This window comes from Micrococcus antarcticus, assembly GCF_044872765.1.
Taxonomy (GTDB): Bacteria; Actinomycetota; Actinomycetes; order Actinomycetales; family Micrococcaceae; genus Micrococcus.
The window spans coordinates 1,349,700-1,372,631 of sequence record NZ_CP085253.1 but is presented as its reverse complement, the minus strand read 5'-3'; the positions used below and the strand labels follow the sequence as shown (position 1 = coordinate 1,372,631).

18 protein-coding genes and 2 riboswitches are annotated in these 22,932 nt (G+C 73.4%); of the genes, 8 read left to right on the top strand and 10 right to left on the bottom strand.

Annotated features, from left to right (window positions below; genetic code table 11):
- Positions 1 to 150: 150 nt before the first annotated feature.
- The gene (locus LG274_RS06365) at positions 151 to 1,443 is read left to right on the top strand and encodes an APC family permease (RefSeq protein ID WP_404466019.1); all 1,293 of its coding nucleotides are present in this window, start codon (positions 151 to 153) and stop codon (positions 1,441 to 1,443) included.
- 129 nt (positions 1,444 to 1,572) lie between these two features.
- On the opposite strand, the gene LG274_RS06360 is transcribed toward LG274_RS06365, so the two are convergent.
- The 7 genes from LG274_RS06360 to LG274_RS06330 all read right to left on the bottom strand — a co-directional run bounded on the left by LG274_RS06360 (position 1,573) and on the right by LG274_RS06330 (position 9,465).
- Positions 1,573 to 1,938: a hypothetical protein gene (locus tag LG274_RS06360; RefSeq protein ID WP_404463456.1), complete on the bottom strand. Its 366-nt coding sequence runs from the start codon at positions 1,936 to 1,938 to the stop codon at positions 1,573 to 1,575.
- Positions 1,939 to 2,015: 77 nt separating this feature from the next.
- Positions 2,016 to 3,512 carry a sodium:alanine symporter family protein gene (locus LG274_RS06355; RefSeq protein ID WP_248116207.1) on the bottom strand — a complete coding sequence of 499 codons (1,497 nt, stop codon included), beginning with the start codon at positions 3,510 to 3,512 and terminating at the stop codon, positions 2,016 to 2,018.
- A gap of 45 nt (positions 3,513 to 3,557) precedes the next feature.
- Positions 3,558 to 5,012 carry a ribonuclease H family protein gene (locus LG274_RS06350; protein ID WP_298985132.1) on the bottom strand — a complete coding sequence of 485 codons (1,455 nt, stop codon included), beginning with the start codon at positions 5,010 to 5,012 and terminating at the stop codon, positions 3,558 to 3,560.
- Positions 5,013 to 5,293: 281 nt separating this feature from the next.
- The gene (locus tag LG274_RS06345) at positions 5,294 to 5,812 is read right to left on the bottom strand and encodes a TetR family transcriptional regulator (RefSeq protein WP_298985130.1); all 519 of its coding nucleotides are present in this window, start codon (positions 5,810 to 5,812) and stop codon (positions 5,294 to 5,296) included.
- Between the two features lie 10 nt (positions 5,813 to 5,822).
- Complete coding sequence (locus tag LG274_RS06340) at positions 5,823 to 6,482, bottom strand: ABC transporter ATP-binding protein (RefSeq protein ID WP_298985128.1); 660 nt, start codon at positions 6,480 to 6,482, stop codon at positions 5,823 to 5,825.
- A gap of 104 nt (positions 6,483 to 6,586) precedes the next feature.
- Positions 6,587 to 8,341 (bottom strand): ABC transporter permease, encoded by a 1,755-nt coding sequence (locus LG274_RS06335; protein WP_404463453.1) that lies wholly within the window; start codon positions 8,339 to 8,341, stop codon positions 6,587 to 6,589.
- On the bottom strand, positions 8,338 to 9,465 hold the full coding sequence (locus LG274_RS06330) for a thiamine ABC transporter substrate binding subunit (protein WP_404463451.1): 1,128 nt from the start codon (positions 9,463 to 9,465) through the stop codon (positions 8,338 to 8,340). Before LG274_RS06330 ends, LG274_RS06335 begins: the two co-directional genes overlap by 4 nt.
- Positions 9,466 to 9,525: 60 nt before the next feature.
- A riboswitch (TPP riboswitch) is annotated at positions 9,526 to 9,631 on the bottom strand.
- A 45-nt stretch (positions 9,632 to 9,676) separates the two neighbouring features.
- Here LG274_RS06330 and LG274_RS06325 point away from each other — a divergent pair.
- Positions 9,677 to 11,074 carry an AI-2E family transporter gene (locus LG274_RS06325; protein WP_404463449.1) on the top strand — a complete coding sequence of 466 codons (1,398 nt, stop codon included), beginning with the start codon at positions 9,677 to 9,679 and terminating at the stop codon, positions 11,072 to 11,074.
- Here the strand turns inward: LG274_RS06325 and LG274_RS06320 are convergent.
- On the bottom strand, positions 10,968 to 12,041 hold the full coding sequence (locus LG274_RS06320) for an agmatine deiminase family protein (protein ID WP_404463447.1): 1,074 nt from the start codon (positions 12,039 to 12,041) through the stop codon (positions 10,968 to 10,970). The two genes, LG274_RS06325 and LG274_RS06320, sit on opposite strands and share 107 nt — an antisense overlap.
- Positions 12,042 to 12,096: 55 nt before the next feature.
- Between LG274_RS06320 and LG274_RS06315 the strand changes: the two genes are divergently transcribed.
- The 4 genes from LG274_RS06315 to LG274_RS06300 all read left to right on the top strand — a co-directional run bounded on the left by LG274_RS06315 (position 12,097) and on the right by LG274_RS06300 (position 20,056).
- Positions 12,097 to 12,675 (top strand): acyl-CoA thioesterase, encoded by a 579-nt coding sequence (locus tag LG274_RS06315; protein ID WP_248116221.1) that lies wholly within the window; start codon positions 12,097 to 12,099, stop codon positions 12,673 to 12,675.
- Between the two features lie 101 nt (positions 12,676 to 12,776).
- A complete protein-coding gene (locus LG274_RS06310) occupies positions 12,777 to 16,436 on the top strand; it encodes a bifunctional proline dehydrogenase/L-glutamate gamma-semialdehyde dehydrogenase (RefSeq protein ID WP_404463445.1) in 3,660 nt (1,219 codons plus the stop codon).
- A gap of 103 nt (positions 16,437 to 16,539) precedes the next feature.
- On the top strand, positions 16,540 to 18,657 hold the full coding sequence (locus tag LG274_RS06305; RefSeq protein ID WP_404463443.1) for an FMN-binding glutamate synthase family protein: 2,118 nt from the start codon (positions 16,540 to 16,542) through the stop codon (positions 18,655 to 18,657).
- A 106-nt stretch (positions 18,658 to 18,763) separates the two neighbouring features.
- On the top strand, positions 18,764 to 20,056 hold the full coding sequence (locus LG274_RS06300; protein ID WP_404463441.1) for an MFS transporter: 1,293 nt from the start codon (positions 18,764 to 18,766) through the stop codon (positions 20,054 to 20,056).
- A 103-nt stretch (positions 20,057 to 20,159) separates the two neighbouring features.
- Here the strand turns inward: LG274_RS06300 and LG274_RS06295 are convergent, their stop codons facing one another.
- Positions 20,160 to 20,363 (bottom strand): cold-shock protein, encoded by a 204-nt coding sequence (locus tag LG274_RS06295; RefSeq protein ID WP_248116229.1) that lies wholly within the window; start codon positions 20,361 to 20,363, stop codon positions 20,160 to 20,162.
- 290 nt (positions 20,364 to 20,653) lie between these two features.
- Positions 20,654 to 21,205, bottom strand: coding sequence for a flavin reductase family protein (locus tag LG274_RS06290; RefSeq protein ID WP_248116231.1), 552 nt, complete (start codon positions 21,203 to 21,205; stop codon positions 20,654 to 20,656).
- Positions 21,206 to 21,282: 77 nt separating this feature from the next.
- Positions 21,283 to 21,402, bottom strand: a riboswitch (SAM riboswitch).
- 284 nt (positions 21,403 to 21,686) lie between these two features.
- Between LG274_RS06290 and LG274_RS06285 the strand changes: the two genes are divergently transcribed.
- The gene (locus tag LG274_RS06285) at positions 21,687 to 22,241 is read left to right on the top strand and encodes a hypothetical protein (RefSeq protein WP_404463439.1); all 555 of its coding nucleotides are present in this window, start codon (positions 21,687 to 21,689) and stop codon (positions 22,239 to 22,241) included.
- Positions 22,242 to 22,561: 320 nt separating this feature from the next.
- Positions 22,562 to 22,918 (top strand): hypothetical protein, encoded by a 357-nt coding sequence (locus LG274_RS06280; RefSeq protein WP_229667278.1) that lies wholly within the window; start codon positions 22,562 to 22,564, stop codon positions 22,916 to 22,918.
- Positions 22,919 to 22,932 lie beyond the last annotated feature (14 nt).

The following is a 22,932-nucleotide window of genomic DNA, read 5'->3' as shown; positions in this document are numbered from 1 at the left end:
CTGATCCCGCGTCCCGCCCCTCTGACCTTGGCAGACACCCTCCCCACCGCTTACCGTGAGCCGGCACCCCCGCGTCCCCCTCCGTACGAGAGCAGAGCCGTGACCTCTTCGCACTCCGCCGGCGCTCACTCCGCCGACGTCGACCCCGCCATCAGCAGCCCACTCGCCCGCAAGGTCGGCACGTGGAGCCTCTTCCTGTTCATCCTGGGCGACGTCCTCGGCGCGGGCGTCTACGTCCTCGCCGGCTCCGTGGCCAAGCTCTCCGGCGGCGCCGTCTGGGTGCCGCTCGTGGCCGCCCTCCTCCTCGCGCTGCTCACGGCCGGCTCCTACGCCGAGCTGGCCACGAAGTACCCACGCGCCGGCGGCTCCTCGCACTACGCCACCCGCGCGTTCGGCCCGTTCGTCGGGTTCCTCGTGGGCTTCTGCATGCTCGCGGCCGGCATCGTCTCGGTGGGCGCGCTCGCCCTCGGCTTCGCCGGCGACTATCTCGGCGCGTTCGTGAACTGGCCGACGGCGATCGTCGTCGTCGTGTTCCTCGCGCTGCTGGCTGCCCTGAACATCCGCGGCATCGCCGAGTCGCTCGGCGTGAACCGCGTGGCCACCGTCGTCGAGGTCGGCGGCCTGGTGCTCGTGGTGGTCCTGGGCGCCATCCTGCTCGCCCGCGGCGGCGGGGACCTCTCCCGACTCACGCAGCTCGGCACCCCGGAGAACGGCCCGTTCGCGGCCGTCCTGGCCGGCACCGTGCTCGCCTTCTACTCCTACGCCGGCTTCGAGACCAGCGTGAACGTGGCCGAGGAGACCCGTGACCCCGCGCGCTCCTACCCCCGCGCCCTCTTCGGCGCGCTCACGGTGGCGGGCCTGCTCTACGCGGCCGTCGGCGTCGTGGCCTCCGCCGCCGTCCCGACGGCGGAGCTCGCCTCCTCCTCGGCCCCGCTCCTGCAGGTGGTGCAGGCGGCGGGGATCGTCCCGCCCGTGGTGTTCAGCGTGATCGCGCTCGTGGCCGTGGCCAACGGTGCGCTGCTCACGGGCATCATGAGCTCCCGCCTCACCTACGGCATGGCCCGCGACGGCCTGCTGCCCTCCTTCCTCGGCAAGGTCCTCCCGGGCCGGCAGACCCCGTGGGTGGCGGTCATCGTGACCACCGCGATCTCGCTGGTGCTCGCTCTCACGGGCACCCTCGAGCTGCTCGCGGGCATCATGGTGCTCCTGCTGCTCGTGGTGTTCGTGGCCGTGAACGTGGCCGTGCTGGTGCTGCGCAAGGACCCCGTGGCGCACCGCCACTACCGCGTGCCGGCGTTCCTGCCGGTCCTCGGCGTCGCCTCCTGCCTGCTGCTCGCCACGCAGGTGGAGCCCGAGGTCTGGATCGGCGGCATCCCGTTCCTCGTCGTGGCGGCTCTCCTCGCGGTGTTCGCCATGGCGAACCACCGGCGCCGGAACGCCTGAGACAGGCCCGGGGACGCCCAACCCGCCGAGGGCCTGGGTGGCCCGACCCGTCCGGACCCCGCACGCAGGAAGGGGCGGTCACCTCGTCCGAGGTGACCGCCCCTTCCTGCGTGCGGTGGGAGGAACCGCTCAGAAGCCCAGCGGGCCACGGCGCGTGGTGCGTCGACCGGTGGTGCCGCCGAGCAGCGAGCCCAGCAGGCCGCCGCCGCGCGGGGTGCCCCGACGCGTCGTGGGGGCGTAGCCGCGGCGACCGGCCGCGCCGCCGGCGCGGCGCGCCAGCTGGCTCAGGGCCAGGCCGCCCAGCGCCGCGAGCATGCCGTGGGACGCACCCGACCGGCCGTTGGTGCGGCCGACACCGGACTGGCCCAGGCCGGGGCGGCCGAAGGACGAAGGGGTGGAGCGGCCGCGGCCACGCTGCTGCGTGCCGCCGAGCGAACCGGTGAGGCTGGAGAGGATGCCCATGGTGATGTCCTCCTGGGACGTCGTGCCGGCCACGGGAGCGCGGCCGATCTGTTGAGCCCAACCTAGGCCGACGCCCCCCGGACGCGTCCAGTGCTCGCGGGCGTGCCGGTTCAGGCGCGGTGGCTGCCTGCGGAGAGCGGGTCCCCGCCGGCGCCGCGCAGCTGATCGCGGCCGGCGACGTCCGTGCCGTCCTCGGCGCCCCACAGTGCCACGCCGCGGGCCTCGGGGAGGTCCGAGATGTGGAAGTGCGGGTCCTGCCCGGCCTTGAGCTTGCGCTCGTAGTCCTTGAGGAGCTTCACGGCCAGGTGTCCCAGGGGCAGGATCGCGATGAGGTTGATGGTGGCCATGATCGCCGCGAAGGTGTCCGCGAGGTCCCACACGAGGGCCACCTTGGCGAGCGCGCCGCCGATCACGCACAGCAGCACGAGGAAGCGGAACACGGTGATGGCGCCGCCCGCATGGCGGCCGGCCAGGAAGCGGATGTTCGCCTCGCCGTAGTAGGTGTTGCCCAGCACGGAGGACCAGGCCAGGAAGAAGATGATGACGGTCAGCGCGGGGCCTGCCCACTGGCCCACGGCCTGCTGGAGCGCCCCCTGGGTGACCACCATGCCGAGCGCGTCCTTGTCCCCGTACGTCGGGTTGGAGAGCAGGATGATGAACGCGGTGGCCGTGCAGACGATCAGGGTGTCGAAGTAGACGCCGAGGGACTGCACGAAGCCCTGCTTCGCCGGGTGGGAGACCGCCGCGGTGGCGGCGGCGTTCGGGGCCGAGCCCATGCCCGCCTCGTTCGAGAACATGCCGCGGCGCACGCCGTGCAGGATCATCGCCATGCCGACGGCGGCGCCCGCCACCTGCTCCATGCCGAACGCGTGGCGCACGATGTGCAGGAACATCGCCGGGACCTCCGTGATGTTCACGATGATCACGATGATCGCCAGGATGATGTAGAAGACGGCCATGATGGGGACCACCACGTTGGTGACCGTGGAGAGGCGGCGCACGCCGCCGAAGATCACGAGGCCGGTGAGGACGGCCAGCCCCACGCCCACGATCCACGCCGTGGTGATGGACTGGCCCCAGTTGGCCTGCACGGACTCGGAGATCGAGTTGGACTGCACGGCGTTGAACACGAACCCGTAGGTGAACGTGATCGCCACGGCGAACACCATGGCGAGCCACTTCGAGCGCAGGCCGTCACGGATGTAGTAGGCGGGCCCGCCGAAGAACCCCTCCGAGCCCTTCTGCTTGTAGAGCTGGGCCAGCGTGGACTCGACGAACGCGGTGGCGCCGCCGAGGAGCGCCAGCAGCCACATCCAGAACACGGCGCCGGGGCCGCCGAGCACGATCGCGATGGCCACGCCCGCCACGTTGCCGGTGCCCACGCGGGAGGCCGCGGAGATGGTGAAGGCCCGGAACGGGGACACGCCGTCGTCGCCGGGCCCCGTGGAGGATCCCGCCGTGACCGAGCGCAGCATCTCCGGGAGCATGCGCACCTGCACGCCGACCGTCCGGATGGTGAACCACACGCCTGCCACGGCCAGCAGCGCCATCACGACATACCAGTAGACGTTGTTGAAGGCGGCGATGGCCTCGGTGATCTGATCCATGCGCCCAGGCTACGTGCTGCGCTGAGCGGGCACGGCCCGCCGCGCTCAGGCGCAGTCGCTGTTCCAGGTCTCCGCGTACATCGCGTAGCGCAGCCGCACGATGTGCTCCAGGCGGCGGTGCAGGTCCCCCTCGGAGACGCCGGCGGCCGTGTTGCGCGCGGCCGAGCGGGCCAGGGCGTCGGCGAACTCGTTGCCCTCGAGGCCGGCGTGGCCCTTCACCCACGTGGTGTTCACGTGGACGCCGGCGGCCTGGCTGAGGTCCACGGCCGCCAGGAGCCGGCGCAGGGAGCGGCGGATGCGCTCGCCGCGCGCGCCGCCCAGGGTCAGGCGCTCGCGGTGGGCCTCGCGCAGCAGCGCCAGGGCCGCCCGGGAGTCCGAGTGGATGGTCACCTCGCCCCCCGGAGGGGCGCCCCAGGCCGCCATCAGGTGTCCCAGCACGAGGCCCTCGAGCTCCACCTCGAGCGGCAGGGTGGCCCCCTGCAGCGGATGGGCGGCCCACATCCGGTCGCGGGCGACGGCGGCCGCCCCTCCCGTGCGGGTGCCGCGCAGCAGGGACCCGTCCACGTACACGTCCGTGAGGTCGGCGGGATCCGTGAACGCGAGGCTGTGGTGCAGGCGCGGCAGGGTGCGCCGGATGAAGCGGTCCGCGCGGCGCCGGGAGAGGAACACCTGCCCCGAGCGGCGCCCCGCGGAATCCTCGGCCTCCTGGGCGCGCAGGTCCTCGAAGGCGATCCGCTCCGCCCCGAGCTGCATCACGCGGTCCGCGTCCACGTCCGGCAGCAGGTAGCTGGAGCGCTGCGAGCCCACGGGGGATTCGTCCAGGCGGTAGGAGACGACCGGCACGTCCGTGGGGGCGAGCATGCGCAGCAGCGTCAGGAGGTCGGCCTCCCGATCCGAGCGGAGGCGCACGATCACCGGGCGGCCCGCGGGGAGGTCGTGCAGCACGGTGTCCCAGAAGCGGTTGAGCCGTGGCGCGGTGATCACTCCGGTCTGCACGGGCCCCTTGTCGTCGTCGCCGAGCTCGCGCAGCTCCAGGGTGCGGATGACGTACACGATCCCGTCCGGCACGGGATGCAGGTCCAGGCGCAGGGAGGGCCCGTGGGTGACGCCGGGGAGCATGGCCAGCGGATGGGCCACGACGCGCACCCCGTCCTGACGGACGCGGACGCGGGGCGGTGCCGGCCGCGGGGGGCGGGGGCGGCTGGCCGGGACGAGGTGGAGGGGGCGCAGTCGGCCCCGCGGCGCGGAGGAGCGGGCATGCGCGGAGGTGTTCGGCTTGACCGGTCCGGCGTGGTCCGACCTCCTCGCGGTCGAACTGCCCGAGCCGACCGGGCCCACCCGCAGGAAGGCCCCGTCCCGGACCGGCGTGCCGGCGCGGTGGGCCGCGGGGCCGTGGAACGCCCAGGACACATCGAGCAGCGCCGCGGGGCTCGCGGCGTCTGCGTCGATGTGCACGGGGCGGTGCATGGCCTCGCGCGGGTGGTTCTTCCTGGCTCCCATGAGTGGCAATCCGGCGGGTCGAAGGGGTCTCACCGAGAATTCGTGCCGGACTCGGCGAGCGCGTCGGGTGGAGCTGTGAGCCGACGCCGAGGGCGTAGCTCGTCATCTGTCACCCTCCACTGTAGGGAGCAGATCCGGTGCTGGGGAGGTCTGCGGAACGTTGCGTTCCGTCAGGGCGGAGGGATTCCGCGCCCCGTGGAGATCCGGAGCCCCCTGATCGACGTCGCAGAGCCCGCCGAATGCCGGGGGTCGACCTTCCCTGCACGGCACCCCTCCGGGCCTCAGAGGACGTTGCGGCGATGCCCCTGGAAGTCCGGTCCCGTGACCACGCCGAGGGCCTGCGCCTGGGAGCGCTGCTGGCGCAGCGAGACCGTGCCGAGCAGCAGCGCGAGGGCCCGCTCGCCCTCCTCCGGGGAGTCGGCCGCCTCGGTCAGGAGCGTGTGCAGCGCCCCGCCGCCGAGGCCGAGCGCGAGCGCTGAGAGCACCACGTCCGTGCCGTCCCGGTGGCGCAGCAGCACCTGCTCCGCCACGGCGGCCCGCCCGGCGACGTCGCCGATCCGCCGGGCGCGCACCGTGTCACCGATCTCGGCGACGATCCGGTCCGCGACCCGGGCGAGCAGGGTCTGCTTGTCCGGCACGTGCCAGTACAGGGCGGAGGCCTGCACGCCGAGCACGGCGGCCACACGGCGCATGGAGAGGTCGCCCATGCCGAAGTCCTGCAGGATGCCGACGGCGGCGTCCACCACGTCCTCGGCGGTCAGCCGGCCCCGGGCGGAGGCGGCGGCAGGGGGCGGGGTCATGCGCCCGAGGCTACCCCGGACCCGTGCCGGGGCGCCCGTCGTCGTGGGTCCCGGACACCCCCAGGCGCACGGTGCGGTCGGCCATGACGGCGGCCTCCGAGAGGTCGTGGGTCACCACGACGGCGGTCACCCCGGCCGCCCGCAGCACCTCGCGGATCTGCACGGCGAGGCGTTCGCGCAGGTCCGCGTCCAGGGCGGAGAGCGGCTCGTCCAGCAGGAGGACGCGGGGGGAGGGGGCCAGCGAGCGGGCCAGGGCCACGCGCTGCGCCTGGCCGCCGGAGAGGCTCTGCACCGGCCGGTCCGCCAGTTCCGCGAGCCCGACGAGTGCCAGCAGCTCCGCCACCCGGGTGCGCCGGTGCGCCCGGTCCCACCCGGCGGCCTCGAGCCCGTAGCCCACGTTGCGGGCCACGGTGCGGTGGGGGAAGAGCTGTCCGTCCTGGAACACCATGCCCACGCCGCGCCGGTGGGTGGGCACGGAGGTCACGTCCTGCCCCCCGATCTCCACGGACCCGGCCACCACGTCCTCCAGGCCCGCGATGCCGCGCAGCACCGTGGACTTGCCCGAGCCGGAGGCGCCCACGAGGGCCACGATCTCGCCGGGCGCGAGCGTGAGGTCCACGCCGCGCACCGGCACCGCACCGTCGGGGTAGGCCACGCTCAGGCCGCTCACGCGCACCCCCGCCCCGGCGGGCGCGCCTGGCGTGCCGCCGCCGTCGTGGCAGACCGCCGCACCGCTGGCTTTCCCTGGGTGGGGCGTGCGCCCCTCCGCCGTGCTCACCACGCGCCTCCCGCTCCCGCCGCGCCCCGGGGACGCAGCCTCTCGCACACCAGCATGATCGCGGCGCTCAGCACGGCCAGTACCGTGGCCGCGGCGAGCGCCATCCCGTAGTTGTCCGCGCCCGGCCGGCCGAGCAGCCGCACGATCAGCACGGGCAGCGTGGGTCGGTCCGGGCTGGCGAGGAAGCTCGTGGCCCCGAACTCACCGAGGGACACCGCGAACGCGAACCCCGCCGCCAGCCCCAGCCCACGCGCCAGGAACGGCCCGTCCACCGTGGCCAGCACGCGCAGCGGCCCCGCCCCGAGTGTGCGGGCGGCCTCCCGCAGCCGCGGGTCGACGGAGGCCAGCACGGGCACGAGCGAGCGCACCACGAGGGGCAGCGCCACCACCGCCTGCGCGAGCGGCACGAGCAGTCCCGAGGCGGCCAGGTCCGGGGCCTGCGCCCGCAGGGAGACGACGAACCCGAAGCCCACCGTCACGGCGGAGACGCCGAGGGGCAGCAGGACGGCGCCGTCGAGCCAGCGCTGGGCCCGCCGGGCGAGCGCCGAGCGCACGGGCCGCGTGAGCAGGAGCGCGAGCGGCACGCCGGCGAGCAGGGTGAGGAGCGTGGCGTCCACGGCGGTGCGCCACGAGTGGTCCAGCGCCTCCAGGGGCGTGGTGCCGCCGGCGAAGCCGGCCCCCGAGCTCGTGGCCAGCAGGGTGTAGTTGCGCAGCCCCCACCCCTGGCTCGAGTGGAAGGAGCGGAGCACGAGGGTGCCCAGCGGCAGCAGCACGAGCGCCGCGGTGGCCAGCGTGGCGGCCACGGGCAGCGCGTCCGCGCGGGTGAGGCGGCGCAGCGGGGCGTCCCGCAGGCGCAGGGCGCGCACGCTCCGCGCCGCGGTGGCCCCGGAGATCCCGACGGCGGCCATGACCACCAGGAACTGCAGCGTGGAGAACACCGCGGCCACCCGCAGGTCCAGGTACACCGAGGTCTGCACCCAGATCTCGGACTCGAGGGTGCCGTAGCCCGGCCGGCCCAGGGTCTGGACGATCCCGAACGCCGAGGAGCAGAAGAGGAACACGAGTGCGGCCGAGCTGGCCACGGCGGGCGCCAGCTGCGGGAGGGTCACGGTGCGGAACGCGCGCCAGGGCGAGGCCCCGAGGGTGCGCGCGGCCTCCTCCTGCCGCGGGTCCAGCGACGCCCACAGCGCGCCCACCTGGCGGACCACCACGGAGACGTTGAAGAACACGAGGGCCAGCACGACGGCGGCGGTGGACTGGTCCAGGCCCGTCCACCCCAGCGGCCCGCCGGGGGCCAGCACGGCGCGGAACGCCACGCCCACGACGACGGTGGGCAGCACGAACGGGACCGTCACCACCGCGCGCAGCAGCGCGCGGCCCGGGAACGCCCGGCGGTGCAGCACGAGTGCGGCCGGCAGCCCGAGCAGGAGGGCGGCCACCGTGCCGGCCGCCGCCATCCCCAGGGTCTGCCCGAGGATCCGCCATGTGCGCTCGCGGGCGAGGACCTCGCCGAACGCGGTGAGGTCCAGTGCGCCGTCCGCGGACACGCCGCGCCACAGCATGGCCGCCACGGGCCACGCGAAGAACACCGCCAGGAACGCGAGCGGCACGACGGCGGCGAGCAGCCACCACGCGCCGATCCCGTCCCCGCCGGCCCGCGTGCGGCGCCGTGGCCGTCCGCCCGCGGGGCGACCCGGGGGCGCGAGGACGGGCTCGGCGAGCGCGGGCGGGCCGGGGACCTGAGAGGTCACTTCCCGGCGTGCTCCTCGTGCAGCGCGGTCCACTCCTTGAGCAGCTCCTCGCGCTCGGCGTCCACGGCCTTCGGATCCGGGGAGATGGGGTCCTCGGCGAGGGGGGCGTTCTCGGCCCACTCGGCGGGCAGCTCCACGGACTCGTCGATCGGGTACATGTACATGGACTCCGGCAGCGCCTTCTGCACGTCCTCGGAGAGGAGGAAGTCGATGAACGCCTGCGCGCCCTCGGGGTTCTTCGCGCCCTCGACGACGCCGGCGTACTCCGTCTGCGGGGTGCAGGAGGCCTCCAGGACGTCCGTGGCCGGGGCGAACGCGGGGGAGGAGGAGTAGGAGAGCACGATCGGGTACTCGCCCTTGCCCTCGCCGCCGGAGAAGTCGGTGTAGTACGCGTCCGACCACGAGGCGTCCACCTTGGCGCCGCCGTCGAGGGCCTTCTCCCACCAGCCCCTCCAGTCGTCGCCGAACTCCTCCTTGGTGGCGGCCAGGAGGGCGAGGCCGGGGGAGGAGGTCACGGGGCTGGTGAGCACCGTCAGCGTCGCGTACTGGGGGTCGGTGACGTCCTCGAGGGAGTCGGGGACCTCCACCCCCTCCGCCTCGAACCACGGGGTGTCCACGTTGAGGCACACCTGGCCCTGGTCCACGGGGATCATCCGGCCCTCGACCACGCGGTCCTTCGCGGACTCGGGCAGGTTCGCGGGGGTGTACTCGGCCACCACGCCCTCGTCGATGAGCCGGTGCGTGGAGTGGTCCTCGATGCCGTACACGCCGTCCACCGTGGGGTGGTCCTTGGCGAGCAGCAGCTGGTTGACCACGGAGCCGGCGTCGCCCGGGGCGGTGGTGGAGAGCTGGTGGCCCGACTCCTGCTCGAACCGGGCGATGAGCTCCTCGGGCAGCGCGAAGGAGTCATGGGTCATGATCGTGACGGTCTTGCCACCGCCCGCGGAGTCGGAGCCGGACGTGGTGGCCGCGGCCGCGGCGTCCGCGGAGCCCGCCGCGGAGGAGGAGCCGGAGCCCCCCTGGCCGGAGAGCGAGCAGCCCGTGAGGGCGAGGGCGGCGACGGAGAGGGCCGCCAGCGCGGCGGTGCGCGGGCGGCGGGCGTGTTCGGTGGCGGTGCGGGTCATGCGGGTCTCCTCCTGCGCGGCGGGAGGGGCCGGGGGCGGGCCCGCGGCATGCGGACGCCCCGGGAAAGGGTCTCGACTTCCTTCGCCGGTGCGAGCCGGAGCAGGTTCGAGGGTCTGCGGCGGACCGCACTCTCAGCGCCGCTGCGGCGCTCCCCTGTCGATGTGGACTGGAGCCAGCCTATCGCGTCCGCGCCGACCTTAGACTGCACGCGTGAGCACCCCCGACGAGGCCGCGCCGGCCGGACCCGCCCCCGCCCCCCAGGTCGCCCCGGCGACGCCGGCCTCCGACTGGGACATCCGCCGGCCGCACCGGATGTGGCCGCGCATGCTCGTGATCGTGCTGACGCTCGCGGGCCTCGTGGTGCTCGTGCAGTTCCTGCAGGGCATCGCCTCCATCATCGCGCCCGTCTTCCTCGGGCTGAACCTCGTGATCGTGGCCTACCCCCTGCAGCGCTGGCTGATCGAGCGCGGCGTGCACCCCGTCCTCGGGGCCACGGCCACGGTGCTCCTCGTGGTCACCGTGCTGGCCGTGTTCGTGGGGCTGATCTTCTGGTCCGGGCTCGAGCTGGTGAGCTCCCTGCCCGAGTACGCGGGGCGGTTCCAGGCGATCATGCAGGACGTCTCGGCGTGGCTGTCCTCCCAGGGGCTCACCCCGGACATGGTGAACGCGCAGCTGCAGGCCGTGGACATCAAGCAGGTCACGGGCGCCGCCGTCACCGCGCTGACCGCCATCGCGTCCAACGTCTACGCGGTGGTGGGCCTGCTGATCACCGTGGTCATGGGGATGTTCTTCCTGGCCATGGACTCCATGGCCGTGGAGCGCCGCGTCCAGCTGCTGAGCTCGGCCCGCCGGGAGTTCGGCCAGGCGCTCATGGACTTCGCGGGCGGCGTGCGCCGGTACTGGGTGGTGACCACCGTGTTCGGGCTGATCGTGGCCGTCCTGGACGTCGTGGCGCTCCTGGTGATCGGCGTGCCGATGGCCCTCGTGTGGGGCGTGCTGAGCTTCCTCACCAACTACGTGCCCAACATCGGCTTCATCATCGGCCTGATCCCGCCGGCCATCCTGGGCCTCGCGGAGGGCGGCTGGCCCGCCTTCCTCGGCGTCGTCATCAGCTACTCGGTGCTCAACTTCGTGCTGCAGTCCATCATCCAGCCCAAGGTGGCCGGGGACGCGATCGGCGTGATCCCCACCGTCAGCTTCCTCTCCCTGCTGTTCTGGGCGTGGGTCCTCGGCCCGCTCGGTGCGATCCTCGCCCTCCCGTGCACCCTGCTGGCCAAGGCCATCCTGATCGACGCCGATCCGAACGCACGGTGGATCAACTCGCTGATCGCCTCGGACCTGAAGGGCATGGAGCGGAGGCAGTCCACCCTTCTGGCCCGGCTGCGCGGCGGCTCCTCCGCGGAGGAGGGCAGCCACACGCGCGAGGAGGCGCGCGGGGTGAGCGTGGGCCTGAGCCCCGCGGAGGCCCGGCGCGCCAAGCGGGGGCAGCCCCCCGCCGGGGTCAGCGGCGTGGGGGAGCGGCCGGAGGATGCGGGGCCGCCGCTGAGTCCGGCCCCGGATCCCGTGGCCGGTCTTGCAAACGGGGCTGCACCAGCACCAGGTCGGTGAGGGAGCCGGCCAGGCGCAGCAGGGGAGGCGCCGGGAAGCGCAGCTGACGCCGTCCCGGGTGCAGCTCGGCCGTGAGCGCCGTGGCCGCCTCCTCCGTCGGCGCGTCCTCGAACGCCGGCCGCAGCACGTGCCCGCCCATCGGGACGGCGTCCACGAGCGAGCGCACCCCCTGCTCGGCGGGGTCGTAGGCCTCGGGCAGCGCGCCCCCGGGCACGGTGCGCACGCGCAGCGCACGGCCTGCCGCGTCCGGCGTGCCCTGGAGTCCGCGCAGCGCGGCCGCGCCGACCGCGTGCTCGGGGTGGAACCGGTCGGCACGCCAGTGCACCGCCAGCCGCCCCGGCTCGACGAAGCGCATCCAGCCGCCGAGGTGGCCCGGTCCGCCGAAAGGCCCGCTCCCCGGACGCCGGGGCAGGGCGGTCCAGACCACGCGCGTGACGCCCAGCAGGCCCGCGAGCTCGGCCTCCGCCTGAGCGGCGCTCCAGCCCGGGTTGACCTCCGGGGCCAGCACGGCGCCGGCGTCGACCACGGCGGTGCCCGCCCCGTCCGTCACCCACGAGTCGCGGGAGGCGGCCAGCAGCGGGGTGCGCACGGGGAGCCCGGCGGCGCGGGCGATCGCGCCGCCCACCGCGGCGTCGCGGTGCATGCCGACGTCGGGGTGCCGGGAGCGCGGGTCCAGGCGCCAGTGCACGGCCTCGCCGGCGGGCAGGAACGTGGGGCCGGTGCGGCCGACCAGGGGGGTGTCGAGGGGGACCGGGAGCTGCTCGACCGCGCCGGGGAGCAGGCGCGCGGCCGCCGCACGGTCCTCGGGGTCCACGAGGACGGCGACGTCGGCCGCCTCGGTGAGGGTCTCCGCGAGCCCGGCGATCGCGTCGCGGGTCTCCTCCAGCAGCGCGGCCGAGGGGTGGCGGGGCGGCAGGGCGAGCCAGACGCGCTCCGGCCGATCGAGGGCGTCGGGGTGCTGGGCCATGCCGGGGCGTCTCCTGGGGGTGGGGTGCGGTCCCCACCGAGCATAGGGTGTGCCCATGCACCTGCTCCTGCGCACCCTCTGGGTCCTCGCCCGGGCCCGCCGCCGCCCCCGCCTCGGCGTGTGGGACGCGGCCTCGCTGCCCCTGCGCGCCCTGCCCACGGACGTGGACATCGCGTGGCACATCAACAACGGCCAGTACTTCGGCCTCTTCGACCTCGGCCGCTTCGACCTCATGGCCCGCGCCGGCGTCATGAGCGCATTCCAGCGCCGGGGATGGACGCCCGTGGTCCAGGCCGAGCAGGTCGCCTTCCGCCGCTCCGTGACGCTGGGCCAGGCCTTCAGCATCGAGACGAAGTGCATCGGCCTGGACGAGCGGGCCGTGTGGTTCGAGCAGCGCGTCGTCGTGGACGGGGACGTGGCGGTGCGCGCCTTCATCTGCACGCGCCTGCGCGCGAAGGACGGCACGCCGGTGACCAACGACGTCGTCCGCGCCGCCCTCGCCGAGGCGGGCCACGACCTGAGCGCCGAGCCCACGGTTCCCGAGTGGCTCCACGGCTGGCGTGCCGACGTCGCGCTGCCCTCCGCGCGCACCCCCCTGCCCCACGCCTGGCGGGCCGGCGCGGACCACCGCTGAGCCCGCGGCCGCGCCTGCCGCCTCGGGCCCGCCTCCGGGGCCCGGGTCACCCGGCGTCCCCGCGTTTGCGCCGGAGCCCCCCGGACAGACAGGGTGGAGGCATGGAAGAGAGCCGCGCCGCCGCCCCGCACGAGACCGATGCACTCCTCGAGGCGACGGGCGGCATCCCCGACCCCGCCGACCTGCAGGGCCTCGCCGACGAGGCGGTCGAGCAGGTGCGCGCCTGGCTCGAGGACGCACGCGGCCACGAGGCCGACTTCGCCGCCCAGCAGCTGGCCGCCGCGCTCAAGGAGCCGGGCGGCCTGGACTTCATCGTGCGCTTCGTGGACCACGTGATCCGCCCCGAGGACCCCGCCATCGCGGCCCGCGCGCTGCGCGAGCTCGCCCAGCAGCGCCCGGGCTTCCTGCCGCCGGCCCTGCGCGCCGTCTTCGACGTCGGCGGCCGCGCCGCCCCGCTGGTGCCGCGCATCGCCGTGCCGGTGGCACGCCGCGTGCTGCGCCAGATGGTCTCCCACCTGATCGTGGACGCCCGTGACAAGCAGCTGGGCAAGGCCCTCGAGACGCTGCGCGACGAGGACACGCGCCTGAACATCAACCTCCTCGGCGAGGCCATCCTCGGTAAGGGCGAGGCCGACCGCCGGCTCGAGGGCATCGCCGAGCTCATCCGCCGCGACGACGTGGACTACGTGTCCGTGAAGGTCTCCGCGGCCACCGCCCCGCACGCGCCCTACGCGTACGACGAGGCCGTGGAGGACATCACCGCCCGCCTCACGCCGCTCTACGAGCTGGCGCGCGAGAAGCGCACCTTCGTCAACCTGGACATGGAGGAGTACCACGACCTCGACCTGACGCTCGACGTGTTCATGGGCCTCCTGGAGAAGCCGCAGCTGCGCGACTACGAGGCGGGGATCGTGCTGCAGGCCTACCTGCCGGACGCCCTGGGCGCCATGATCCGCCTGCAGGAGTGGTCCGCGCGTCGCGTCGCCAGCGGCGGGGCGCCGATCAAGGTGCGCGTGGTCAAGGGCGCGAACCTGCCCATGGAGCAGATGCAGGCCTCCCTCATGGGCTGGCCGCTGGCCACCGTCGCCTCCAAGCAGGAGGCGGACACCAACTACAAGCGCGTGCTCAACTTCGCGTTCACCCCCGAGCACCTCGCGAACGTGCGCATCGGCGTGGCAGGCCACAACCTCTTCGACGTCGCGCTGGCCCACCGCCTCATGGAGCGCCGCGGGCTGCCGAAGGACGCGGTGGAGTTCGAGATGCTGCTCGGCATGGCCACCGGCCAGGCCGCCGCCGTGAAGAGGAGCGTCGGCTCGCTGCTGCTCTACACCCCCGTGGTGAAGCCCTCCGAGTTCGACGTGGCGATCTCCTACCTGGTGCGCCGTCTCGAAGAAGGGGCCTCCCACGAGAACTTCATGTCCGCCGTCTTCGACCTGGACGCGGACCCGGCGCTCTTCGACCGGGAGCGCGAGCGCTTCCTCGCCTCCCTGCGCCGGCTGGACACCGCCGTGCCCCGCCCGGCCCGCGGCCAGGACCGCTCGCGCGGCGTGGACGGGGAGACCCCTGCCCCCGTGGACGGCTTCGCCAACACCCCGGACACCGACCCCTCGCTGCCCGGCAACCGCGCGTGGGCCCGGCAGATCCTCGAGGCGATCCCGCGCTCCACCCTGGGCACGGACACGGCCCAGGAGCACGCCGCCACGAGCGCCGAGCAGGCCCGTGCCGCGATCGCCGCGACCGAGGAGCCCGGCGCCCGCTGGGGCGCACTGACCGGCCACCAGCGCGCGGACGCCCTCGACGCCGTCGGGCGGGCCCTGCACGCCGGCCGCGCCCGCCTGCTCGAGGTGGCCGCGTCCGAGACCGGCAAGACCCTGGACCAGGGCGACCCCGAGGTCTCCGAGGCTGTGGACTTCGCCCACTACTACGCACGCCTGTCCCGCGGCCTGGACGAGGTGGAGGGCGCGCGCGCCGTGCCCGTGCGCCTGACGCTCGTGATCCCGCCGTGGAACTTCCCCGTGGCCATCCCCGTGGGCGGCGTCCTCGCGGCGCTCGGCGCCGGCTCGCCCGTGGTGTTCAAGCCCGCCCCGCAGTCCGAGCGCACGGGCGCCGTGGCGTGGGAGCTCATCGTGCAGGGCCTGCGGGACTCCGGCCTGTTCGAGGGCGACGGCGCGCTCGCCGGCGTCGACCCGGCCGACCTGGTGCGGCTCGTGACAATGGCCGACGAGGACGAGGAGGAGGTGGGCACCGCGCTGGTGACGGACCCCGCCGTCGAGCGCCTCATCCTCACCGGCGGCTACGAGACCGCCACGCTGTTCAAGGGCATGCGCCCGGACCTGCACCTGCTGGCCGAGACCTCCGGCAAGAACGCGCTGATCGTCACGCCCTCCGCGGACCTGGACCTCGCCACCCGCGACGTGGTCACCTCCGCGTTCGGCCACGCCGGGCAGAAGTGCTCCGCCGCCTCGCTCGTGATCCTGGTGGGCTCCGTGGGCTCATCCGAGCGCTTCCGCCGCCAGCTGCTGGACGCCGCCTCGTCCATCCACGTGGCGCACCCGGACGACCCCCGCGCGCAGATGGGCCCCGTGATCGAGGAGCCCGGCGAGAAGCTGCGCCGCGGCCTCACCGAGCTCGGCGAGGGGGAGTCCTGGGCGCTCGAGCCGCGCTCCCTCGACGACACGGGCCGGCTCTTCAGCCCCGGCGTGCGCGCGAACGTGCGCCCCGGCGCGGACGCGCACCTCACCGAGTACTTCGGCCCCGTGCTCTCCGTGATGACGGCCGCCACCCTCGAGGAGGCCGTCGAGCTCGCCAACGCGGTGGACTTCGGCCTCACCTCCGGCCTGCACTCGCTGGACCCGGAGGAGATCGACTACTGGCTCAAGCACATCCAGGCGGGCAACCTCTACGTCAACCGCGGCATCACCGGCGCCATCGTGCGCCGCCAGCCGTTCGGCGGCTGGAAGCGCTCCGTCGTCGGGCCCACCACCAAGGCGGGCGGCCCGCACTACCTGCACGGCCTGGTGGACTGGGAGGACGTGCCCACGTGGCTCACGAGCCCCGAGTCCTCCTCGACGGAGACCGCCGAGGGCATCGCGGGCGGCGTGGACCCCTCGTGGCTGCAGACCGCGCGGAAGCTGGACGAGAAGGCCTGGACCACCGTGTTCGGCGCCGACCGGGACATCTCCGCCCTCGTCGCCGAGCGCAACGTGCTGCGCCATGTGCCCACCCCCGTGCTGGTGCGCTGGGCGTCCGGCCCGGCGGAGCACCTCCTCCGCGTGGTGTCGGCGGGCCTGCGGGCCGGAGCGCCGCTGACCGTGAGCCTGAATCACGTGCCCTCCACCGAGCCCGGCAGCGCCGCCGACCTCTCGACCGCCGCCGTCCGCGGCCAGGTGGAGGAGCTCGCCCGCTCGGTCCGCAAGGACCACGCCGACGGCGGCGTCACGCCCGTGGCCGTCGTCGTGGAGGACGCCGCCGCGTTCCACGAGCGCGCTCGGCGGATGGCCGAGGTGCCGGCCACCGCGGAGGGCGGCGGGGACGCCCGCATCCGCCTCATCGCGGACTGGACGGGCGACCGCGACGGCGCCGTCGCCGCCCGCGCCGCGCTGAACGAGGCACTCGGTGACTCCCCGGACGTGGCGGTCTACGCCGGTCCCGTGGTCTCGGCGGGCGAGGTGGAGCTGCTGCCCTTCCTCCACGAGCAGGCCGTCTCCGTCACCGCGCACCGCTTCGGCACCCCCGACCACCTCACGGACGAGGTGCTCTGACGGCTCGGCGTCGGCCCCGTCCCGGTGAGGGGCGGGGCCGAGGCCCGGCAGGGGACCGGGACACCGCGTCGGATCCCGGTGGGGCGGGTGTCGGAACCGTGGGATGTGGGGCACCATTGGTCGGGTGAACAACAGACTTCTGATCGTCGCCGCACTCTCGCTCGGCGCCGCGGTCCTGGTCCTGGTCGCAGTCATCGGCAATGGCGCCTGGTGGGTGTTGGCCGCGATCATGATCGCGCTCCTGATCCTGGCCATCCACGACGTGACGCAGAAGCGCCACGCCATCCTCCGCAACTACCCGGTCATCGGGCGGATGCGGTACCTGCTCGAGTCCATCCGACCCGAGATCCAGCAGTACTTCATCGAGCGCAACTTCGACGGCAAGCCCTTCGACCGCGACACCCGCTCCCTCGTGTACGCCCGCGCCAAGGGCCTGGACGCCCACAAGGCGTTCGGCACCGAGCGGGACACCTCGGAGATCGGCTACGAGTTCCTCCTCCACTCCTCCGCGCCCGTGAACGCGCCGGAGGAGCCCCCCACGGTGCGCATCGGCGGCCCGGACTGCACGCAGCCCGCGGACATCTCACTGATGAACATCTCATCGATGTCCTTCGGCTCGCTCTCCGCCAACGCGGTGGTGGCCATGAACAAGGGCGCCGGCATGGGCGGCTTCATCCACGAGACCGGCGAGGGCGGCCTCACCAAGTACCACCGCGGCAACGGCGCGGACCTGTTCTGGGAGATCGGCTCCGGCTACTTCGGCTGCCGCAACGAGGACGGCACGTTCAGCGCCGAGCGCTTCGCCGCCAAGGCCGTGCTCCCCGAGGTCAAGGGCATCACCGTCAAGCTCTCGCAGGGCGCCAAGCCCGGTCTGGGCGGCATGCTGCCCAAGGAGAAGATCTCCAAGGAGATCGCCGAGGCCCGCGAGATCCCCATGGACCGCGACTGCCTGTCCCCGGCCTCGCACTCCGCGTTCCGCACCCCCCGCGAGATGGTCCGCTTCATCGGGCGGCTGCGCGAGCTCTCGGGCGGCAAGCCGATCGGCATCAAGTTCTGCGTGGGCTCCCGCGTGGACGTGCTCGCCATGTGCAAGGCCATGTGGGAGGAGCGCATCGCTCCGGACTTCATCATCGTGGACGGCTCCGAGGGAGGAACCGGCGCCGCCCCGCTGGAGTACTCGGACCGCGTGGGCACCCCGCTCACCGAGGGGCTCATGCTCGTGCACAACGCCCTGGTGGGCACCGGCCTGCGCCACATGATCAAGCTCGGCGCCGCCGGCAAGGTGGCCACCGGCTCGGACATCGTCAAGCGCCTGATCCAGGGCGCCGACTTCACCATGTCCGCGCGCGCCATGATGATGGCCACCGGCTGCATCCAGGCGCAGAAGTGCCACACGAACGAGTGCCCGGTGGGCGTCGCCACGCAGGACCCGCGCCTGGCCCGCGCCGTCGACGTGGAGGACAAGTCGAACCGCGTGTTCAACTACCACCGCCTCACCGTCCGCGAGGCGGTGCAGATCATGGCGTCCATGGGCGTCTCCCACCCGTCTCAGCTGAACACCCGCATGATGCGCCGCCGCGTGGACCACCTGAGCACCCGTTCCTACGCGTCCATCTACCACTGGCTGCGCACGGACGAGCTGCTCAACGACCCGCCAGCCGGCTGGGACCTCGACTGGGAGGAGGCGGACGCCGACCACTTCGGTGAGCACGCCCGGATCGACTACCTCACGGACCGCAACCCCGAGTGGCGCTCCGAGCTGGCCGCCCCGGGCCGCGACGGCGAGCAGGGCCAGGCGCCCTCGGCCCTGTCCCGCGCCGGCTCCTCCCTCGCCACGAAGGACCGGATCGCCGTCGAGCCGCGGGATGCGAACGGGGTCTCGCTGAGCACCTCCCCCATGCCCAGCGTCGCCTCCCTCAAGGAGGGCGAGACCCTCTACGGGCGCACGGTGGGCCGCCTGGCCCAGGCCGTGGGCCTCGGCAAGGACGACGACGCCTCCGCCAGCCCCGTCCCGGGCCCGTCCGGGGACTCGGCGGCGGCCGCCAAGACCGACGCCGACTGGTCCGACCAGTCCCCGCGCCGCGGCCATGCGGACGACGCGAGCGAGCTGCCGCCCGAGGCCGGGGCACGCCCCGAGCGCCAGGACGGCGAAGAGGTCTCCGACGGCGACACCACCGGTCGCGTCGAGGATGAGCCGCGCGGCGAGGGCCGCGTCGTCTGACCCGGCCCGCCGTCCCCCTCGACGAGCCCTGCGCTGCTGCCCCTGTCCGCCCCGGACAGGAGCAGCAGCGCAGGGCTCGTCGCAGGAGGGGGCATACCCTGGGGCCGTGACCCCGCCCTCCGTACCCGCCCGCCAGCCCGGCCGCCCCGGGGACGTCCTGCTGCTGACGGTGCTGCTCGCCGCCATGGCCGCCGGCCCACTGTTCAACTACGGGGTGGCCAGCTCCTCCGCGCTGGTGATCGAGCGCCTGGGCGTCACCTCCGGCCAGCTCGGCACCGTGCTCACCGTGGTGTTCGGCGCCGCCGCGGTCACGTCCGTGTGGCTGGGACGCCTCGCGGACAGCCTCTCCTCGCGCGCACAGATGGGCATCATCTTCGGCGGTGCGGCCCTGGCGCTCGTGGTGGGCGCGTTCTCCACCACGCTCTTCGCGCTCTACGCGGCGGCGGCGCTCGCGGGGGTCACCCAGGCGATCTCGAACCCGACGACGAACCGCATCATCCGCGAGGTCGCCCCGCCTGAGCGGCGCATCGGGTGGATCGGGGTGAAGCAGTCCGGCGTGCAGCTCGCGCAGCTCTTCGGCGGCCTGTTCTTCCCCGCCGCGGCACTGGCCCTCGGCTGGACGGGCGCGGCGCTGGGGGCGGCGCTCGTGGCGGGCGTGCTGGGCGTCGTCGCGTGGGCCACGGTGCCGCCGCTCCCGGCGGGCTCTTCCGCGGCCGCGGCGCACATCCGGCACGACGACGGCGCGCCGCGGGCCGCTGAGGGTCCCGCGGGTGCCGGAGCGCCGACGACCGGCCGACCCGGTGGGCGTGAGCGGCTGCCGGCGAGCGTGTGGTTCTTCGCGGCGATCGCGTTCCTCACGGGCCTCGGCATGCAGGCCGTGAACGCGTACCTGCCGCTGTTCGCGGTGGAGACGCTCGACCAGTCCCTCGTCGTCGGCGGGGCGGCCGCCGCCGTCTCCGGGGTGATCGGGGTTTTCTCCCGCATCTGGTGGGGCCGCCGCATGGCCGCCGGGCATCGGCCCACCACCCTGCTCGCGGCGATCTGCGCCGGCTCGCTGCTGGTGGTGGCCGCCCTCCTGGCCGCCGACGTGAGCCACGCGCCCGCCCTCCTGTGGGCGGCCGCCGTGCTGCACGGCCTCACCGTGCTGGGCGCGAACGTGGTGATCAACGCCGGGATCATGGACGGCGTCCCGGCCGGGCAGCTCGGCGACGCCTCGGGGACGAACGCCATGGGCATGTACGCCGGCTTCGCGTGCGGACCGCTCGTGATGGGCCTGCTCCGCGACCACACCGGGGACTTCCGCCTCGGCCTGCTCGCGGTGGGCGGGGCGTACCTGCTGGGACTCGGGGTCACGTGGCTGCTGCGCCGCCGTGTGGATCGGGGCCGGTCCGGCGTGTGAGCCGCGGCGCACGACGAAGGCCCCGATCCGTGGGGATCGGGGCCTTCGGTGATCGTCCATCAGCGCCTCAGGCGCCGGGGACGGAATCCTCAGAGGAGGAAGATCAGATCTTGGTCACGTTCGCGGCCTGCAGGCCCTTGGGGCCCTGCTGGGTCTCGAACTCGACGCGGTCGTTCTCCTGGAGCTCCTTGAAGCCCGAGCCGGTGATGGCGGAGAAGTGCACGAAGACGTCCGCGGACTGATCCTCGGGAGCGATGAAGCCGAAGCCCTTTTCAGCGTTGAACCACTTGACGGTACCGACAGCCATGATGGTGTCCTTTCGATGTGCCCCCGGAGGGGCGGTGTGGGAACCGGTGGCCACTGTGGCCTCCGGGTGAAGCGGCAGAACTGAACCGCGTGCCCACACTCATCGTTCCGACCGGGGCCGGGACTGACAAGCAGTGATGTTACGGGATACAGCTTGGATCAACTTCAAGGTTCATACTGCCACGGATTCGACCGTCTGGCGACCACGGGGTCGATGTTCATCGGATGTTCGCCTGTGAGCGCAATCTGGGGCCGTTCCAGTCCGTGCGGATCCCGGCTCCGGGGCGCTCCTCAGAGCGCGGTGAGCCCGTGGAAGAGGTTGCGATGCAGCGCCGCGGGCGGGCGGGCGTCCGTGTGGTCCGCGAAGCCGGAGACCTCCAGCAGGGCGACGACGTGATCCCCGGCGGGCACCTCGGTGTGCAGGCTTGTCTCGAGCCACAGGGAGGACCCCTCGAGCAGGAGCGCGCCGTTCGGGCTGACGTGCACGTCGATCCCCGCGAGGCGGTCCCCGGTGCGGGAGGCCAGCTGCCCGCACAGGTGCGCCTGGTCCTCCGCGAGCAGCGACACGCCGATCGACTCGGCCCGGCGCAGTCGGGGCCACGTGCGCGAGGTCAGCTGTGCGGAGAAGGAGACGAGCGCCGGCTCCCACGAGACGCCCACGCTGAAGGAGGAGGAGACCATCACCTCGGGGTGCCCGTCCACGAGGCCGGCGACGGCGACGACGCCGGTCGGGAACGCCGCCAGGCCGGGGCGCAGGCGGTCGCGGGAGACGTCGGCCTGCCAGGCGGGGTGGGCGCCGGCAGGCCGGCAAGGGGCGTGGTGGTCGGTCAGGGTCAAGGTCATGGCGCGGGTCCTCTTCGTGACGGACGCGGCTCCGCGAAGGGCGGTTCACCTGAGCGGATCGGCGTGATCCGCGGAGACGCGAGTACTTGCCCGTCGGGGTCCTCCGCCGGGCCGAATCCTCACCTGGAGCACCCCACTACTGCGTGAGAGGGTTGCCGCCCCGCCGGCCAGGGCCGTGATGACGGGGACTCGTGATTCTGGGGATCAGCCTACGGAGAGGTCCGAGGGATGGTCAAAGCGGCCCGGGGGCGGGCGACGCGCGGGGTCACGGAGGGTGCGTCGATCGCCGGGAGGCTGAGGGGGCGGCGCAGAGAAGCTTGTTCGCGACCTGAGCTGGGGTGGAGCGAAGCATAGAAATGTGATGCTTGACACATGCTCCTGGCCGCAGTCAGGATTCAGTCATTCGAGAGGGGGGGGGGAGCTCGAGACCGCGACCCGCGGCCCCCGCAGGCGGTTCTTTGGAAGGAATCGGATCATGCGGATGGACATGAAGAAGAGGATCATGGCGGCGTCCACCGGTGCGGTGATGGCGGCGTCGCTAGCGGTGGCTCCCGTAGCGGGGGCTGCGACCGCGCCCGTGGGAGGGGAGACTGCTACCCCGGACGCGTACTGTGCCGAGGAGTACTGGACGAACACCACCGTGACATCGAACAAGTTCAAGCAGTCGTACTCCGCCTACTCGTCAGTGTCCGGGGCTCCCGGAGTCAGGCTCACTATCGCCACCGGGCGCACGTTCGGTGTCAGTGGCGACATCACAGGAGAACTCTCTGGCGATGTGAGCGCCATTGTCGCTGGCGTCTCCGCCAAGGTCGGGACCCGTGTGGGAGTCAGCTACTCGTCTACGAATACCGTCAGCGGTGCTTGGACCGTGCCCAGCACCTACACGAACGGTGGAAAGCTCGCCATCGGCGCCAAGCAGGCACAGGGAACATGGAAGCGTCAGATGCTGAACCGCAGCTGCGACGTGGTCACGCTGCGCAGCGGCTCGTTCTACACCCCGTGGCAGCAGTTCTACTTCCAGCACTTCAAGCTCTGATGCGGTGAGCGGTGCAGCGTCGGGCGCAGGGCGCCTGACGCTGCACCCCCCCTATTCCCCCCCCTACGGATAGGCATGTCATGTTCCCTTTGTCTCCTTCACGTCGCTTGGCCGCCCTCGCCGCCGCTGTGCTCGTCGGCACGACGATCTCCGGGTGCTCCGCCTCTCAGTCCGACACTCCGACCCCCTCGGGCACTTCCACGGCTGTCGCCAGTGCGGCCCCTTCGGAGTCAGCCGCCACGAGCGGCTCGTCCGATGCCGGGGCCCAGGCCCCGAACGCGGCAGAGGCTCTCCCCGCGGCTCTGTTCGAGGAGGGGGGCATGACCCTTGAGGAGTACGCACGTCAGAATCCGGACTCCGACTACATCGATGTGGAGCAGGAGTCCGTCCTGGAGGAGAGGGTCGGTCGGGGCACCCAGGAGATCACGGTGGATGCCCAGAAGGGCGCGGTCCTTCGGGTCGTCCTGCTCTGCCCCTCCGATGCGACTGGCAAGACGGACATCCACGTCTCGAGTGGCGATGGCGATGAGAAAACGTGGATGGCCGGATCGGAGGCCCTGTGCGGCGGGTGGTCCGCAGCGACGCCTCCCATAGAACAGGCCGGGCCAGTGACCTTCACGGTCACCGTGGACAATGACGAGCCCTACCGGGTGGCGTTGACGGTTCCCTCCGAATGACGTCCCGACCGCCC

Bases quoted from the DNA above. Each gene is read 5' to 3' on its own strand.
- LG274_RS06355 (WP_248116207.1), bottom strand. From the start codon at position 3,512: ATGGATCAGATCACCGAGGCCATCGCCGCCTTCAACAACGTCTACTGG.
- LG274_RS06350 (WP_298985132.1), bottom strand. From the start codon at position 5,012: ATGGGAGCCAGGAAGAACCACCCGCGCGAGGCCATGCACCGCCCCGTG.
- LG274_RS06345 (WP_298985130.1), bottom strand. From the start codon at position 5,812: ATGACCCCGCCCCCTGCCGCCGCCTCCGCCCGGGGCCGGCTGACCGCC.
- LG274_RS06330 (WP_404463451.1), bottom strand. From the start codon at position 9,465: ATGACCCGCACCGCCACCGAACACGCCCGCCGCCCGCGCACCGCCGCG.
- LG274_RS06320 (WP_404463447.1), bottom strand. From the start codon at position 12,041: ATGGCCCAGCACCCCGACGCCCTCGATCGGCCGGAGCGCGTCTGGCTC.
- LG274_RS06315 (WP_248116221.1), top strand. From the start codon at position 12,097: ATGCACCTGCTCCTGCGCACCCTCTGGGTCCTCGCCCGGGCCCGCCGC.
- LG274_RS06310 (WP_404463445.1), top strand. From the start codon at position 12,777: ATGGAAGAGAGCCGCGCCGCCGCCCCGCACGAGACCGATGCACTCCTC.
- LG274_RS06305 (WP_404463443.1), top strand. From the start codon at position 16,540: ATGTGGGGCACCATTGGTCGGGTGAACAACAGACTTCTGATCGTCGCC.
- LG274_RS06295 (WP_248116229.1), bottom strand. From the start codon at position 20,363: ATGGCTGTCGGTACCGTCAAGTGGTTCAACGCTGAAAAGGGCTTCGGC.
- LG274_RS06290 (WP_248116231.1), bottom strand. From the start codon at position 21,205: ATGACCTTGACCCTGACCGACCACCACGCCCCTTGCCGGCCTGCCGGC.
- LG274_RS06285 (WP_404463439.1), top strand. From the start codon at position 21,687: ATGGACATGAAGAAGAGGATCATGGCGGCGTCCACCGGTGCGGTGATG.
- LG274_RS06280 (WP_229667278.1), top strand. From the start codon at position 22,562: ATGACCCTTGAGGAGTACGCACGTCAGAATCCGGACTCCGACTACATC.